At 69.9% G+C, this 14,260-nt stretch carries 12 protein-coding genes; 1 reads left to right on the plus strand and 11 read right to left on the minus strand.

The features are described from left to right. Positions 1 to 69: 69 nt before the first annotated feature. The 4 genes from metG to HDC36_RS00705 form a co-directional block, all read right to left on the minus strand. Positions 70 to 2,139 carry a methionine--tRNA ligase gene (metG, locus tag HDC36_RS00690; RefSeq protein WP_179563765.1) on the minus strand — a complete coding sequence of 690 codons (2,070 nt, stop codon included), beginning with the start codon at positions 2,137 to 2,139 and terminating at the stop codon, positions 70 to 72. A 180-nt stretch (positions 2,140 to 2,319) separates the two neighbouring features. Further along, on the minus strand, positions 2,320 to 2,772 hold the full coding sequence (locus tag HDC36_RS00695; RefSeq protein WP_179563766.1) for a DUF2147 domain-containing protein: 453 nt from the start codon (positions 2,770 to 2,772) through the stop codon (positions 2,320 to 2,322). A 245-nt stretch (positions 2,773 to 3,017) separates the two neighbouring features. Then, on the minus strand, positions 3,018 to 3,413 hold the full coding sequence (locus HDC36_RS00700) for a VOC family protein (protein ID WP_179563767.1): 396 nt from the start codon (positions 3,411 to 3,413) through the stop codon (positions 3,018 to 3,020). Beyond that, entirely contained in the window at positions 3,410 to 3,775 is a 366-nt protein-coding gene (locus HDC36_RS00705) for a VOC family protein (RefSeq protein WP_179563768.1), read from the minus strand. Before HDC36_RS00705 ends, HDC36_RS00700 begins: the two co-directional genes overlap by 4 nt. 225 nt (positions 3,776 to 4,000) lie before the next feature. On the opposite strand from HDC36_RS00705, the gene mmuM reads away from it, so the two are divergent. Next, positions 4,001 to 4,927, plus strand: a complete 927-nt coding sequence (gene mmuM / locus HDC36_RS00710) for a homocysteine S-methyltransferase (RefSeq protein ID WP_179563769.1) — start codon at positions 4,001 to 4,003, stop codon at positions 4,925 to 4,927. A gap of 165 nt (positions 4,928 to 5,092) precedes the next feature. Here the strand turns inward: mmuM and HDC36_RS00715 are convergent, their stop codons facing one another. The 7 genes from HDC36_RS00715 to trxA all read right to left on the minus strand — a co-directional run bounded on the left by HDC36_RS00715 (position 5,093) and on the right by trxA (position 14,135). Further along, on the minus strand, positions 5,093 to 6,964 hold the full coding sequence (locus HDC36_RS00715; protein ID WP_179563770.1) for a DUF885 family protein: 1,872 nt from the start codon (positions 6,962 to 6,964) through the stop codon (positions 5,093 to 5,095). Positions 6,965 to 7,258: 294 nt separating this feature from the next. Beyond that, on the minus strand, positions 7,259 to 8,032 hold the full coding sequence (locus tag HDC36_RS00720) for a queuosine precursor transporter (protein WP_179563771.1): 774 nt from the start codon (positions 8,030 to 8,032) through the stop codon (positions 7,259 to 7,261). Positions 8,033 to 8,042: 10 nt separating this feature from the next. Next, entirely contained in the window at positions 8,043 to 8,720 is a 678-nt protein-coding gene (locus tag HDC36_RS00725; protein WP_179563772.1) for a DUF502 domain-containing protein, read from the minus strand. Positions 8,721 to 9,136: 416 nt separating this feature from the next. Continuing rightward, a complete protein-coding gene (locus HDC36_RS00730) occupies positions 9,137 to 9,586 on the minus strand; it encodes a DUF4442 domain-containing protein (RefSeq protein WP_179563773.1) in 450 nt (149 codons plus the stop codon). 202 nt (positions 9,587 to 9,788) lie between these two features. Beyond that, positions 9,789 to 11,438 carry a CHASE2 domain-containing protein gene (locus HDC36_RS00735; RefSeq protein ID WP_255432557.1) on the minus strand — a complete coding sequence of 550 codons (1,650 nt, stop codon included), beginning with the start codon at positions 11,436 to 11,438 and terminating at the stop codon, positions 9,789 to 9,791. Continuing rightward, positions 11,435 to 13,114 (minus strand): FecR domain-containing protein, encoded by a 1,680-nt coding sequence (locus tag HDC36_RS23370; RefSeq protein WP_255432558.1) that lies wholly within the window; start codon positions 13,112 to 13,114, stop codon positions 11,435 to 11,437. The genes HDC36_RS00735 and HDC36_RS23370 overlap by 4 nt, the downstream gene beginning before the upstream one ends. Before the next feature lie 157 nt (positions 13,115 to 13,271). Next, a complete protein-coding gene (gene trxA, locus HDC36_RS00740) occupies positions 13,272 to 14,135 on the minus strand; it encodes a thioredoxin (RefSeq protein ID WP_179563774.1) in 864 nt (287 codons plus the stop codon). Positions 14,136 to 14,260 lie beyond the last annotated feature (125 nt).

The raw sequence follows: 14,260 nt of genomic DNA on the forward strand, positions 1-14,260 counted from the left end.
GTCATGGAGCGGATCGGGCAAGGGATTCGCTTCAACGAATCCCCACTCCCCAATCCCGAATCCCGGCCTTCAGCGCACCGGCATCCCCGGCTGCGCGCCGCTGTCGGCGTCGAGCAGCGCCAGCGCGCCGCCGTCGAAGCCGGCCGACAGGATCATGCCTTCGCTCAGGCCGAAGCGCATCTTGCGCGGGGCCAGGTTGGCGATGAACACCACGCTGCGGCCGACCAGTTTTTCCGGCTCGGCGTAGCTGCCGCGGATGCCGGAGAAGATCTGCCGCTTGCCCAGTTCGCCGGCGTCCAGTTCGAAACGCAGCAGCTTGTCCGAACCCTCGACGAATTCGCAGACCAGCACCTTGCCGATGCGCAGGTCGAGCTTGGCGAAATCGTCGATGCCGATGAGGCCGGGATTGGGGAGTGGGGATTCGGGATTCGCGGCGGCTTTCGCTTCGGTCTTGGCCGGCGCCGGCTTGGCGGCGGCGGGCGCGGGGGCGAGGGTGTCCTTGGAGGCGTCGGTCATGGCGTCGATCAGTTTGGGGTCGATTCGGGTGAACAGCGGGGTGTAGGACTGGATGACGTGCGCCAGCAGCGGCGCGTCGAGATCTTCCCAGGCGGTGAGCGGCGCGGACAGGAAGGCTTCGGCCTCGGCGCTGGTGCGCGGCAGCACCGGCTTCAGCGCGCCGGCCAGCACGCGGAACAGGTTCAGGCCCTGCGTGCACACCGCCTGCAACTGCGCGTCGGCGCCGTCCTGCTTGGCGATCACCCACGGCTTGTGTTCGTCGATGTATTTGTTGGCCTCGTCGGCCAGGGCCATGGTCTGGCGGATCGCGCTGGCCGCGTCGTTGCGCTCGTAGGCGTCGCGGATCGGCGCCAGCGCGGCGGCGAAGCGCGCGTACTGCGCCGGGTCCGGCAGCGCATCGGCCAGCCGGCCGCCGAAGCGCTTGTCGATGAAGCCGGCGCAGCGGCTGGCCAGGTTGACGAACTTGCCGACCAGGTCGGCATTGACCCGCGCCACGAAGTCGCCCAGGTTCAGGTCCAGATCGTCCACGCCGCCGGAGGACTTGGCGGCAAAGTAGTAGCGCAGCGCTTCCGGCTCCAGGCCCACGTCCAGGTAGGTGCGCGCCATCACGAAGGTGCCGCGCGACTTGGACATCTTCGCGCCGTCCACCATCAGGTAGCCGTTGACGTGCAGCCGGGTCGGCGCGCGGTGACCGGTGCCGTGCAGCACCGCCGGCCAGAACAGGCCGTGGAAGTTGACGATGTCCTTGCCGATGAAATGGTGCAGTTCGGTGGCGGTGCCGGCGGCCAGGTGCGGTTCGAACGCTTCGCCCAGGCTCGCGCACAGGGTCTGGAAGCTGCTCAGGTAACCGATCGGCGCGTCCAGCCACACGTAGAAGTACTTGCCCGGCTGGCCGGGGATCTCGAAGCCGAAGTACGGCGCGTCGCGCGAGATGTCCCAGGCGCGCAGCCCGCCCTCGCTGTCCAGCCACTCCATCAGCTTGGCCTTGACCCCGGGCAGGGCCACGTCGCCGGCCAGCCATTCGCGCAGGAAGCCGTCGAAGCGGCCGACCTCGAAGAAGAAGTGCTCCGAGTCGCGCAATTCCGGAGTGGCGCCGGAGATCACCGACTTCGGCTCCTTCAGCTCGGTCGGCGCATAGGTGGCGCCGCAGACTTCGCAGTTGTCGCCGTACTGGTCGGCGCTGCCGCAGTTGGGACAGATGCCCTTGATGTAGCGGTCGGGCAGGAACATGCCCTTGGCCGCATCGTAGAACTGCGCCACCGAGCGCCGCGCGATGTGGCCGCCGGCCTCGAGTTTGGCGTAGAACGCCTCGGTCAGCGCGCGGTTGGCGGCCGAGTTGGTCGAGTCGTAGTGGTCGAAGGCCACGCCGAACGCGGCGAAGTCGCGTTCGTGGCTGGCCTGGATGTTGGCGATGAAGTTCTCCGGGGTGACCCCGGCCTTCTCCGCGGCGAGCATGATCGGCGTGCCGTGGGTGTCGTCGGCGCAGACGAACCAGGTGCGGTCGCCGCGCAGCCGCCGCGCGCGCACCCAGATGTCGGCCTGGATATAGCCGACCAGATGGCCCAGGTGCAGCGGACCATTGGCATAGGGCAGGGCGGTGGTGACGAGAGCGGTGCGGGTCATGGCGAACGGCGATCCTGGGGGATCGCGATTATCGCACTAGTCTGGAAAGCCGGGATTGGGGATTGGGGATTGGAGATATCCCAGTACCTGCAGGGGCGTAGTAGCTGCCTGCAAAAAAAGGGCGCCCGAAGGCGCCCCGTTTTTGCCAATCCCGAATCCCGAATGCCGAATCCCAGCTCTTCACTCCCTGATCCAGGTCTGCGTCCGCCCCAGCGCCTCGATGCCGATGTAGCCGCGCATCTGCAGCTTCTTGCCGCCGTTGGTGAGGGTGACCTTGGCCTTGTAGGTCTTGCCCTTGGCCGGGTCCAGCACCGAACCGCCGCTCCACACCGCGGTGCCGTCCGGCTTCAGTCCCCACAGGATGGTCATGCCCTTGATCGGCTTGCCTTTCTGCGCGCCGTCGCACTTGTCGCACATCGGGTTCGGGCCGTGGTTGGACTGCAGGATCTCGACGACCTTGCCGCTCAGCGTGCCGTTGCCGGCCTGCTCGATCTGCACGATGGACTTGGGCTTGCCGGTTTCGTCGTCGATGGTCTGCCAGCGGCCGACCGGCGAGGTGTCGGCGGCCTGCGCGACGAACGCGGCCACGCTCAGCGGCAGGGCCAGCAGCAGGGTCTTGAAAGTGGTGCGCATGTGTCCCCTCCCAGGGTGTGTGCGAAGCGGCCGGCGCGATGCCGACCTGGAGCCGACTGTATACCCAAGCGTATGGTGCTGGGAATCGCCGGACGCGGGCGGTTCAGCGAGTCGGCAGCGCTCTTGGGGTCCGGCAGTGGAAGCCGGGCTGCTTGGTCGCGGCGCCCCGGGGTCGTTTGCGTAACGTGCGACGCGAACGCAGCGCGCTAGGAGTACGCAGTCCAATTGACGTGGGCTTGCGTCGCTTACGCGATCTCGTACAGCTCCAGCGGCAGGTCGTCCGGGTCGGCGAAGAAGGTGAAGCGGCGCCCGGTGTATTCGTCGATGCGGATCGGCTCGGTCACCACGCCGTGCGCCTGCAGATGGGCGACGGCGGCGTCCAGGTCGGCCACGCGCAGCGCCAGGTGGCGCAGGCCGCAGGCTTCCGGACGGCTGGGCCGCGGCGGTGGCGCGGGGAACGAGAACAGTTCGATCTGGGTGCCGTCGGGCAGGGCCAGGTCCAGCTTCCAGGAGTCGCGCGTGTCGCGGTAGACCTCGGCGATCACGCGCAGGCCGAGGATGCGGCAGTAGAAATCCTTCGAGCGGGCGTAGTCGGAGGCGATGATCGCCACATGGTGCACGCCGCGCAGGGTCAGGCTCATCGGCACAGCGCCTGGCCGAACTGCAGCAGGTGGCCGTCCGCATCGTGGATCGCGAACTCTCGCATGCCGTAGGCGAAGTCCCCGAGCGGATAGGCGATGCGCGCGCGCGGCTGCAGCCGCTGCCACCAGGCGTCGACGTTGTCGGTGCGGAAGTACAGCGAGCCGGGAAAACCGGCTACGGCAGTCTCGGTGGTGGCCTGCTGCGCGGCCAGCATCAGCGCCAGCGATCCATGTCGCAGCGAGGCCCAGCCGGCGTCTGCGCCACCGCTGTCGAGACGGAACTCCAGCGTGTCGGTGTAGAACGCCAGCGCCGCGGCAAGGTCGGCGCTGCGCAGCATCGGCGTCAACGCGGTGAACGTCATGCGCTGCTCCGGCAAGGAAGGAAGAGGGTCGGCCATGCGCCGAGCATAGCGCAGCGTCAGGTGTGAGTCTGTGCGATGCGTTGCGCGGGATATGCGTTCGCATACGGCGGCGGTGCCGTCTGCTGCGTGTGCGCAAATGGCGGTGCGCGCGACCGCCCACATTCCGCGCAGCGGCCACCGCCTGACACAATGGCGGCATCACGTTTCGCCGGCGAGGACGCGAGCATGCCGCACAACCCGTTGACCGCGCTGCTGGCCGACGACCGCTGCATCGTGCTCGACGGCGCACTGGCCACCGAGCTGGAGGCGCGCGGTTGCGACCTCGGCGATGCGCTGTGGTCGGCCAAGGTGCTGCTCGAGCAGCCGCAGCTGATCCGCCAGGTGCACCTGGACTATTTCGAAGCCGGCGCGCAGTGCGCGATCACCGCCAGCTATCAGGCCACGCCGCTGGGGTTCGCCGCGCGCGGCATCGATCCGGTGCAGTCGCGGCGGCTGATCGTGCTGAGCGCGCAGCTGGCGCTGCAGGCGCGCGACGCGCATCGGGCCGCGCATCCCGAGGCCGGCCCACTGCTGGTCGCCGGCTCGGTGGGGCCGTATGGCGCCTATCTGGCCGACGGTTCGGAATACCGCGGCGACTATGCGCTGCCGCAGGCGCAGATGCTGGACTTCCACCGCCCGCGCATCGCCGCGCTGGTCGAGGCGGGCGTGGACCTGCTGGCCTGCGAGACGCAGCCGTCGGCGGCGGAGGTCGCTGCGCTGCTGGCGCTGCTGCAGGAGTTCCCGCAGGGCACGGCGTGGTTTTCGTTCAACCTGCGCGATGCCATGCACCTCAGCGACGGCACGCCGCTGCGCGAGGTGGCGGCGCTGCTCGATGGCCATCCGCAGGTGGTCGCGCTCGGCGTCAACTGCATCGCGCCGGCGCTGTGCACCCCGGCGCTGCAGCATCTGGCGACCCTGACCCGGTTGCCGCTGGTGGCGTATCCGAACTCCGGCGAGCGCTACGACGCCGCTGATGCCTGCGGTCTGGCCGGCCGTGTCGATGCCTGGCGCGCTGCCGGCGCGCGCCTGATCGGCGGCTGTTGCCGCACCACGCCGCGCGCTATCGCGCAGCTGGCGCAGCGGTTGCGCGCGAACGCGTTGCAGGGTGGTTGATTCGGCGAACCTGTAGGCGCTGTACCGACGTCGGCTCTGGGGAGCAACGCAGGCTGCCCCGACGCGCCGGGAGTCCACTGTAGGAGGGGCTTCAGCCCCGACCGCTTTTACCGGCAAGGCCCGGTCGGGGCCGAGGCCCCTCCCATACGAGCCGGGCCGCGTCGCTCAACCCTTCTTGCTCGCCACCCAGCGTTCGATCTTCTCCTGCAGCACGTCCAGCGGTACCGAGCCGTCCTTCAGGATCTCGGCGTGGAACTCGCGGATGTCGAACTTGGCGCCGAGCTGGGTGCGGGCGTATTCGCGCAGCTGCAGGATCTTCATCTCGCCGATCTTGTAGGACAGCGCCTGCCCGGGGATGGCCATGTAGCGCTCGGCCTCGGCTTCGGCATCGGTGCGGCTGGTGGCCGAGTTCTCGAGCATGTAGTCGATCACCTGCTCGCGGGTCCAGCCCTTGCTGTGCAGGCCGGTATCCACCACCAGGCGGATCGCCCGCCACAATTCGTTCTGCAGGTAGCCGAAGTAGTTGTACGGATCCTGGTACAGGCCCAGTTCCTTGCCCAGCGATTCGGTGTACAGGCCCCAGCCTTCGATGTAGGCGGTCTCGCCGCCGAAGCGGCGGAACTTGGGCAGGTTGCTCAGCTCCTGCTGCAGGCCGAGCTGGAAATGGTGGCCGGGGATGGCCTCGTGCAGATACAGGTCTTCCGCGTCCCAGGTCTTGCGGCTGGGCAGGTCGTAGGTGTTGACGTAGAAGATGCCGGGGCGCGTGCCGTCTTCGCTGGGCCGCATGTACGAGCCGCTGGCCGCCGACTGCGCGCGGTACGGCTCCACCGGGCGGATCTCGAACGCCGCCTTCGGCTTCAGCGCGAACAGGCGCGGCACCGCCACGTCCACCCGCGTCTCCAGGCCGCGGTAGTAGTTCAGCAGTTCGTCTTCGCTCTTGAAGGTGAAGCGCTTGTCGCTCTGCATGAACTTGAAGAACTTCGGCATCGAGCCGCGGAACTTCACCTGCTTCATCACCACCTGGATCTGCGCCTGGATGCGCGCGACCTCGTCCAGGCCGATCTGGTGGATCTGCGCCGGGCTCAGGTCGGTGGTGGTGCTCTGGCGCACGTTGTACGCGTACCAGTCCGCGCCGCCGGGCAGCGCGCCGACGCCGGCGGTGCTGCGCGTGGCCGGCAGGTATTCGGTGGCGATGAAGCCGCGCAGCGCGCGGTAGGCCGGCATGATCCGGTATTCGATCAGGCGCTTGTAGTCGGCGGTGATGCGCTGCTTGTCGGCCTCGGGCATGTCCGCCGGCAGGTTGCGCACCGGACCCCAGAACAGGCTCTCCTCGGCGGTGGGCTTGATGATCGCGTCCAGCTGCGGCAGCACCTTTTCCATCAAGGCGCGCGGTTGCACCACGCCGGCCTTCATGCCGTCGCGCATGTTGGCGATGGCCTGGTCGAACAGGGCGGGAATGCCGAGCGCGCGCCGCGACCAGTTGTCGTAGTCCTTGACCGTGCGGAACGGCTGCGCGCCGGTGCCCGAGCCGAGCATCACCATGATGCTGCCGACGTTGTAGAACTGGTTCACCGGCTGCATCCAGCTCGGGTACTTCTCCGCTTCCAGCGCAGTGCGCGCATCGCTGACGAAGATCTCGTAGCTGAGCAGGTCCTGCCCGCTCAGCCCGTCCTTGCCGATCGCCTCGGCCTTGCCCAGCCACAGCACGGTGAAGTCGTGCGACTGCTGGCGGAACGCCGGCGACAGGAAGTTGGGCAACTGGTCGTTGTAGCGGCTGTCGCCCTGGAACGTGGCCTGCAGCGGATTGAGCTTCAGCGACGCTTCCCAGTAGTCGTCGTACAGGCGGTTGAGCTGCTCGGCCTTGCTGCGCACCACCGGCGCCGGTGTCGGTCGCGCCTTCTTGGCCTTGCTGCGGGTCTGCACGGTCTGCTGTTTCTTGACGGCCTTCTTCTTGGCCGCGTCCGCCGGTGCGGCCAGCGACAGGCTCAGGACGGCGGCGATGGCGAGCGACAGCAGGCGGGGAAAGCTGGGCGGCATTGCGGGCTCCAACGACAAGCGAGCACGGGAGCTTGCCCGATCCGCACCGTGGAGGCCACCCACCGCCGCGCGCGCGGTCAGGAAAAACCCGGGAAGCCAGAGGGCGGGTGCGGCCGGGGCGGCGGGTGCGCCTGGCGCACGCGACCCAGGCGGGGCGGTTGTCTTCGGCGTTTGCGCCGGCCGTGCATGGGCGAGAAGACGGCCGCGCCGGCGGTGCGACGGCCGTGCGAATACGGGATGCGTCCGGGCGCGCGGATCCGGTCGTTGCCGCGCCGGCGCGGCCGATCCGCGCACTCAGTCGGCCGCGGCTTCCTCGCGCAGCTGCTCGGCGCGTTCGGGGCTCAGGTAGTCGGTGATCAGCCGCCGCATCAGGTACAGCAGCGGGATCAGCAGCACCGCCAGCAGCATCTTGCAGATGTAGTTGAGCGTGCTCACCGCCAGGAACAGCGGGATCGACCAGTGCTGCGGGCCGAGCACGAAGGCGATGTAGATCACCACGAAGCTGTCGATCAGCTGCGACACCGCGGTGGAGCCGGTGGCGCGCAGCCACACGTGCTTTTCGCCGGTAACGTTGCGGATGCGGTGGAACACCGCCACGTCGATCAGCTGCCCGGCCAGGAACGCGACCAGCGAGCCGGCGATGGTCCACAGGCCCTGGCCGAACACCGCCGCGAACGCGGCCTGGTAGTCCGGCACGCCCTGGTGCTGCGCCGCGCCGACCCAGAACCCGGCCGGCGCCAGCGCGATCGCCGCGAACGCGAACAGGAAGCCGTAGCCGATCAGCGCCACCGCCAGCCAGGAGATGAAGCGCACCCCGCGGCGGCCGAAGAACTCGTTGATGGTGTCGGTGAGGATGAACACCAGCGGCCACAGCAGCGTGCCCGCGGTGAAGTTCATCGAGCCGGTCTGGCCGAACAGGTTCCAGTTCAGCGGCGCGATGCCCAGGGTGTCTTCCAGCGCGAAGATCTTGACCCCGATGAATTCGGCGAGCGCGGCATTGACGCAGAAGAACGCGGCCAGGCCGATGAACAGGCGAACGGCGCGATCGTCGAGCGTGCCGTTGCGCATGCGTCTTCCCTCAGCGGTCCATGGTGCGGGTGAACGGCACGCTGTCCGGCGCCACCGCGCCGCCGGAGATGATGAAGCTCATCGCCTGGTCCACGCTCCAGTCGGTGGGGGTCAGCAGCTCCACCGGCACGATCTCCAGGTAGCCGGAGGTGGGGTTCGGCGTGGTCGGCACGTACACCGCAGCCAGCTCGCGGCCGGTGCCCTGTTCCTTGATCACCCGGGTCACCAGGCCCACCGACTTCATGTCGCGGTGCGGGAAGTCGATCAGCACCACGCGCTGGGTGCTGCCGGGCTGGGTCTGCAGGATGTCCAGCAGCTTGCGCGCGCTGTCGTAGACCACGCTGGCCAGCGGGATGCGGCGCATGACCGCCTCGAACCAGCGCAGCAGGCGTTGCCCGATCACCCGCCGGCTGAGGATGCCGACCAGCAGGATCACCGCCAGGGTGGCGACCAGCGCGATGGTGTTCTGCACCCACAGCGCGGTGGCCCAGCCCATCTCGTGCGGGAACGAGGCGGCGATGCGCGCCGACAGCGGCACCACCCACGGGCTGCTGATGCCCGACAGCAGCACGAACACGAACTTGACCACGACCCAGGTCAGCCAGATCGGCAGCAGGGTCAGCAGGCCGGTGAAGAACAGCCGTTGCAGGGACGGGCGGGGGTGCGGAGCGGGGGTATCGGGCGACATCCGCCTAGTGTAGCGGCGCGCTGCGCCTGCCGCTGCGCCCGACGGCTAAGATGGCGCACTCCGTGCAGGTGCGATTGGGGAAGCGGCGTGGCAAGGATCGGCAGGTGGCTGGTGGGGGCGGGCTCGGCGCGTCCATTTTGCTGTCGCAGCCTCTGGACGCGGGATTCGTTGGCTTCGGGCCATCGATCGCGGTTAGCTGGAGTTCTTGCAGCGCACCTGCGCGCTGGCCGCAAGTCCCTGTGGGAGCGACTTCAGTCGCGACGAGCGCAGCGGGATGGTCTCCGTGCTTCGGAAGCCGTCGAGCCGGTTGCACGACCGCGCACGGAACTCATCTGCAAGACTGCTGCGCAATCGGCCGGGCATCGATCGCGCCAGGCGTCGTGTCGCGCGCGCTGCGGCGGCCGATCTCGCCGGCATTACCGCGCCGGCTTGCGCTTTACGTACAGCTGCTTGCGCGTGCGCGCCACCACCTCGCCCTGGGCGTCGAGGATCTCGTTGTCGAACCAGCGCAGGTATTTGTCGCCGCCGGCGGTGGCGGTGCGCAGTTCGTCGAGCAGCGCGTCGTCCAGGCGGAACTGCGCGCTCACCGTGCCGCGCCCCGGGCGCACGAACTCGATGCTGCCGGCCTTGTCCCAGACGTAGTAGGCGCTGCCCAGGTTCTGCATCGCCAGCAGCATCCAGAACGGATCGGTCATCGCGAACAGGCTGCCGCCGAAATGGGTGCCGACGTAGTTGCGGTTCCACGGCCGCATGCGCAGCTCGACCCGCGCGTAGCGGTAGTCCGGGCTCAGCTCCACCAGGTGGATACCGGCGAACAGGAACGGCGGCCACAGGTTCAGGCCAAAGCGGAACAGCGAAGCGTTCATGACGGGCGGGGGCGGGACGAAGCGGCGAGCTTACCATTCGCATGGGTATGGTGTGCTGGGGTCTTTGGCATCCGTGGGTGCGGCCGCCCACGGTTTTGCAACGTGCCACGTTCGCGGTCGGCGGCGTCGCGCCGTCGCGTATCGCCCGTCGGCTCCGCGTTGTTCCTTGCCGCGTGCACGCCGAACCGCGGCGTGGGCTATTTCATCGCTGTGCCGGACGCTGTCCGGGCGTGCTGCAGGCATAGCCGTCGCGGCCGGCGGTCTTGGCCCGGTACAGCGCCGCGTCGGCCTGGGCGAAGAAGTCGCGTTGGCGGGTATCCGCATCGACCGTGGTGCTGTGCACGCCGAGGGTGGCGGTGATCGGCACCGGGCCCTGTGGTCCGGGCACAGTCAGCTGGCGGATGTCCTCGAGCAGCGCTTCGGCGATCTGGCGCGCATCGTCCAGCGCGGTGTTGGGCAGGATCATCGCGAACTCGTCGCCGCCGAAGCGCGCGGCCACGTCGTGCGCACGCCGCGCATGACGTGCGACCGCCGCGGCGACCAGGGTCAGCGCGCGGTCGCCGCTGTGGTGGCCGAGGGCGTCGTTGTAGCGCTTGAAATGATCGACGTCGACCACGATCAGGGTCAGCGGCTTGCCGCTGCGCTGCGCCATCGCCAGTTCCTGATGGAAGGCGAGTTCGAAGCTGTGGCGGTTGGCCAGCCCGGTGAGTCCATCGCGATGGGCCTGGCGCCGCCAGTGCGCGATGCGCAGGCCGAGCCAGCAGGCCGACACCAGCGTCACTGCCGCCAGGCATGCGGTCGGCGCGAACCAGCGGCCGGTGGTCAGCGCGTACAGCAGGCTGCCGGCCACGATCAAGGCCAGCATCACCGGCAAGGCCAGCCACGGCCAGCGCCGCTGGCGGACCGAATAGGTCATGCCGAGCACGGCGAGCAGGGCCAGCAGCGCCGAGGTGGCGATTTGCTGGTTCTTCGACAAGGGCGTGATCGCATGTCCGCCGAGCAGCATCGCGGCCACGTTGGCCTGATATTCGGCGCCGTTCATCCAGCTTTCGTGTGACATCGGAGTCAGGAAGCGCTGGCCCAGGCCGGTGGCGCCGACGCCCACGATCACCCGCCGGCCGCGCAGCGCTTGCGCCGGCACACGACCTTCCAGCACGTCGACGTAGGACAGTTGCGGGAAGCTGCCGGGCGGCCCGGCGTAGCGGACCCCGACGTAGTCGTCGCGATGCCAGCGATAAGGCATCGCGTCCGCTTGTCCGGCATCCGATGCCAGGCCGGGCCACGGCGGGGCGAGGCCGGCCAGGGCCACGCCCAGGGCCGGCCAGTGCGCATTGCCCAGGCCGGCGCGCAGGTAGATGCCGCGCGACACGCCGTCGGCATCGATCTCGATGTCGGTATGTGCCAGCCCGGCCGCGGCGCGGCCGATGGCCGGCACCGGCAGCAGTTCCTGCGGCATCTCGCCGGCGTCGGTGCTGCTGGTGGTCACCGGCAGCACGGTGTTGCCGTTGCGGCGCAGCGCCGCGGCCAGCCGCGCATCGTTGTCCGGGTCGGCCTGGTCGGGTTCGCTCAGCACCAGGTCCAGCGCCACGCGCTTGACGCCGGCCGCGCTCAGCCGGTCGAGCAGTCGCGCGTGGGTGCTGCGCGGCCACGGCCACTGCCCGAGCGCCTGCAGGCTGCGGTCGTCGACCAGCACCAGCACCACCGTGGAATCGGGCGTGTAGCGCCAGTGCGTCACCAGCGTGTCGTAGAGCGTGTTGTCCAGCCGCCACAGGCCGTCGGACAGGCCGAGCGCGGCGGCCAGCAGTGCCGCCGCCGCGGCCGCAAGCCAGCGTAGCGGCGTGGGCGCCTTCATAGCAGCAACCACAACAGCAGCGCGCCGGCACCGCCGCCCAGATAGCAGCCGCGGCACGGCAGCGAGATCGCCTGGGTCGGCGAGAACGGCGCCGCGTAGCCGTCGTCGTCCACCTCCTGCACGCGCACGTACCAGGTGCCGCCGCGCGGACGCGGCAGCGAGATCTGCGGGGTGTCGAGGGTGCGGTCGAGCAGCAGCGGCGCGGCGAAGTCCGGCGTGCGCGCGATCTGCACGTGGTAGCGCTGGCCCGGCTCGCCGGCCTGCCAGCGCAGCGTCAGCTGGCCCTTGGCCGCTTCCGGCGGCTGCAGCGACGGGTCCAGCGGCGCGTCGCTGATCCGCAGCAGCAGCGGTTGTCCGAACGGGCCCTGGCGCCCCTGCGCATCGCGCGAGGCCACGCGCCAGAAGTATTCGCCGGGAGGCAACTGCACCGGCGCGCGCAGCCGGGTGGCGTCGGTCGCGCGCTCGAACAGCAGCTCGCTGAACTGGGCATCGCGCGCCAGCTGCAGCACGGTGGCGGTGGCATCGGTGCTGCGGGTCCATTCGAAGCGCGGATGCGGCGTGCGCAATTGCTGCTGCTGCAAGGGTTGCAGCGTCAGCGGCGGCAGCGGCGTGGCCCACACCTGCAGCGGCCGTTCGGCGTCCTCGCCTTCCACGCCGGTGGCGGCGATGCCGCGTACCAGCAACAGCAGGCGGCCGGCGGGCAGGTCGTCCAGGGCGATCTGCGCCTGCGTGGTCTGGCGCGCGAAGCGCAGCACCTGGCGGCGCTCGGCATCCACCGCTTCGACCCGGTACGCGGCCGCGCCGGGCAGCGGTTGCCAGGCCAGCAGATACGGCGCGCGGTCGAGGCGGCTGCGCGCCTCGTCGAGCGCCGGCGCGGGAAGCAGCTGTTCCTGCAGCGGCGAGGCGTCGGCGGCCATGCGCGAGGCCTCGCCGGGATGCAGCACCTGCCGGCCGTGGGTATTGCCGACCTGCACGACGCCGTGCAGCACCTCGGTGGCGGCCAACTGGCCGTCGCCGCCGGCGGCGGCGCGGAAGCGGGTGCCGCGCACGCTGCTGGTGCCGGCCGGGGTCTGGATGATGTAGCGCGACGCCGGGCCCTGGGCCGGGACCACCTCGTTGCTGGCGCGGCCCTGTTCCAGCCGCACGCGGGTATCGACCATGCCGGTGGCGCCGTAGCGGGCGAGTTGGTCGAAGCGCACGCGGCTGTTCTCGCGCACCTGCATCTGCGAACCGTCGGCGAACTGCACGGTCACGCTGGCCTCGGCCTCGGTCTGCAATGCGCTGCCGATCGGCAGCAGCATGCCCTCATGGACCGGTGCCGGCGCCGCGCCGACGCCGCGCACGCTGGCCACGCCGCGCAGCGCGATCACCCGCGCCGGCGCCGGTTGCACCCGCAGCCAGGCGATCGGGAAGCGCAACGGCTGCCCCGGCGGCAGCGCATAGGGGTCGGACACGCCGTTGTGCCGGCCCAGGCGCTGCCAGTCCAGGCCGGGCTTGAGGTAACGGTCGCTGAGTTGCCACAGGGTGTCGCCGGGGCGGACGCGATAGATCCAATCCTGGGCCGCGGCCGGAGGCGCGGCGGTCAGCACCGCGCAGGCCAGCAGCAAGGCGAGCAGCCGCCAGACGGGCAGGGGCAGGGCACGGCGGGAGGGGGTGCGGTTCTGGCTGCTCAACATCTCGCCCTGGCAAGGACCGGGTGCGCGACGCCGGACGGGCCGGGCCTGTGGATTTCCCCTGGTCGTGATGTCGCGGAGGGAGCCGGACCACTCGTCCCGCCACTGGGTGGCCGAACCGCGGGATCATCGCCAACCGATCCCATCCGTGACATGAATCTCAGAATAGCAGTGCCGACATCTTGCGCCGGTAGCGGCCGACCAGGTCCTCGTCCTCGATCACCCGGAACGCGTCGATCAGCGACTTCCTGGGCAGGCCGTCCTCGAAGCTGCGGTCCTGGCGCAGCATCTCCAGGAACTGCTCCAGCGCCGCTTCGTCCTCGCCGCCGACCAGGCGCTGCACGCCGAGCAGGTAGCGCGACTTCAGGTCGGCCGGGTCCTGCGCGATCGCCGCCTGCAGCGTCTGCACCGGCGGCGCCGCCTGCAACGCGCCGACGAAGCCCAGCCGCGCCCGCGCGCGCACCGCGCGCTCGTCGGTGGCCAGGTTGGCAGGCAGCGCGTCGATCAACGCCTCGGCTTCGCTGGCCGCACCGGTCTTCACCAGCGCCAGCGCCAGGTCCAGCTTCAGTTCGTCCTTGTCCGGCTCGGCGGCCACCGCGTCGCGCAGGCGCAGCACCTCGGCCTGCGGGTCCAGCGGCGCCGCGGGAGCGTCGTCCTGGACCTCGGCCGGCGCCGGCAGCGGCGCGATGCCGTGCTGGGTCAGGAACTCGCGCAGCTGGCCTTCGGGCATGGCGCCGGGGAAGCCGTCGACCAGCTGCCCGTCCTTGACCAGGAACACGGTCGGCACCGAGCGGATCTGGAACGCGGCGGCGATCTGCTGCTCCTGGTCCACATCGACCTTGGCCAGCTCGAACGCGCCGTGGTACTCGGCGGCCAGCTTCTCCAGGATCGGGCTCAGGGTCTTGCACGGGCCGCACCAGGGCGCCCAGAAGTCCACCAGCACGGGGGTCTGCAGCGATTTCTGCAGCACTTCCGCTTCGAAGGTCTCGGTCTTGGCGTCGAAAACGTGGGGCATGTCGGACATGGGGGGCATCGTGGCTGGCGAAGAATGATGGGTTCTATGGTGGCAGACCGGCGGCGACGCAAGGGCGCGCAGGCCGGCGATGGCCTCCACGCCGGCGCCGCGGCGATCGCGGCCGTGCCGGGCAC

It is taken from the genome of Xanthomonas sp. JAI131 (assembly GCF_013410075.1).
Lineage (GTDB): Bacteria > Pseudomonadota > Gammaproteobacteria > Xanthomonadales > Xanthomonadaceae > Xanthomonas_A > Xanthomonas_A bonasiae.

Bases quoted from the DNA above. Each gene is read 5' to 3' on its own strand.
- HDC36_RS00715 (WP_179563770.1), bottom strand. From the start codon at position 6,964: ATGCCGCCCAGCTTTCCCCGCCTGCTGTCGCTCGCCATCGCCGCCGTC.
- HDC36_RS00735 (WP_255432557.1), bottom strand. From the start codon at position 11,438: ATGAAGGCGCCCACGCCGCTACGCTGGCTTGCGGCCGCGGCGGCGGCA.
- HDC36_RS00725 (WP_179563772.1), bottom strand. From the start codon at position 8,720: ATGTCGCCCGATACCCCCGCTCCGCACCCCCGCCCGTCCCTGCAACGG.
- HDC36_RS23370 (WP_255432558.1), bottom strand. From the start codon at position 13,114: ATGTTGAGCAGCCAGAACCGCACCCCCTCCCGCCGTGCCCTGCCCCTG.
- HDC36_RS00705 (WP_179563768.1), bottom strand. From the start codon at position 3,775: ATGACGTTCACCGCGTTGACGCCGATGCTGCGCAGCGCCGACCTTGCC.
- metG (WP_179563765.1), bottom strand. From the start codon at position 2,139: ATGACCCGCACCGCTCTCGTCACCACCGCCCTGCCCTATGCCAATGGT.
- mmuM (WP_179563769.1), top strand. From the start codon at position 4,001: ATGCCGCACAACCCGTTGACCGCGCTGCTGGCCGACGACCGCTGCATC.
- HDC36_RS00700 (WP_179563767.1), bottom strand. From the start codon at position 3,413: ATGAGCCTGACCCTGCGCGGCGTGCACCATGTGGCGATCATCGCCTCC.
- HDC36_RS00730 (WP_179563773.1), bottom strand. From the start codon at position 9,586: ATGAACGCTTCGCTGTTCCGCTTTGGCCTGAACCTGTGGCCGCCGTTC.
- trxA (WP_179563774.1), bottom strand. From the start codon at position 14,135: ATGTCCGACATGCCCCACGTTTTCGACGCCAAGACCGAGACCTTCGAA.
- HDC36_RS00720 (WP_179563771.1), bottom strand. From the start codon at position 8,032: ATGCGCAACGGCACGCTCGACGATCGCGCCGTTCGCCTGTTCATCGGC.
- HDC36_RS00695 (WP_179563766.1), bottom strand. From the start codon at position 2,772: ATGCGCACCACTTTCAAGACCCTGCTGCTGGCCCTGCCGCTGAGCGTG.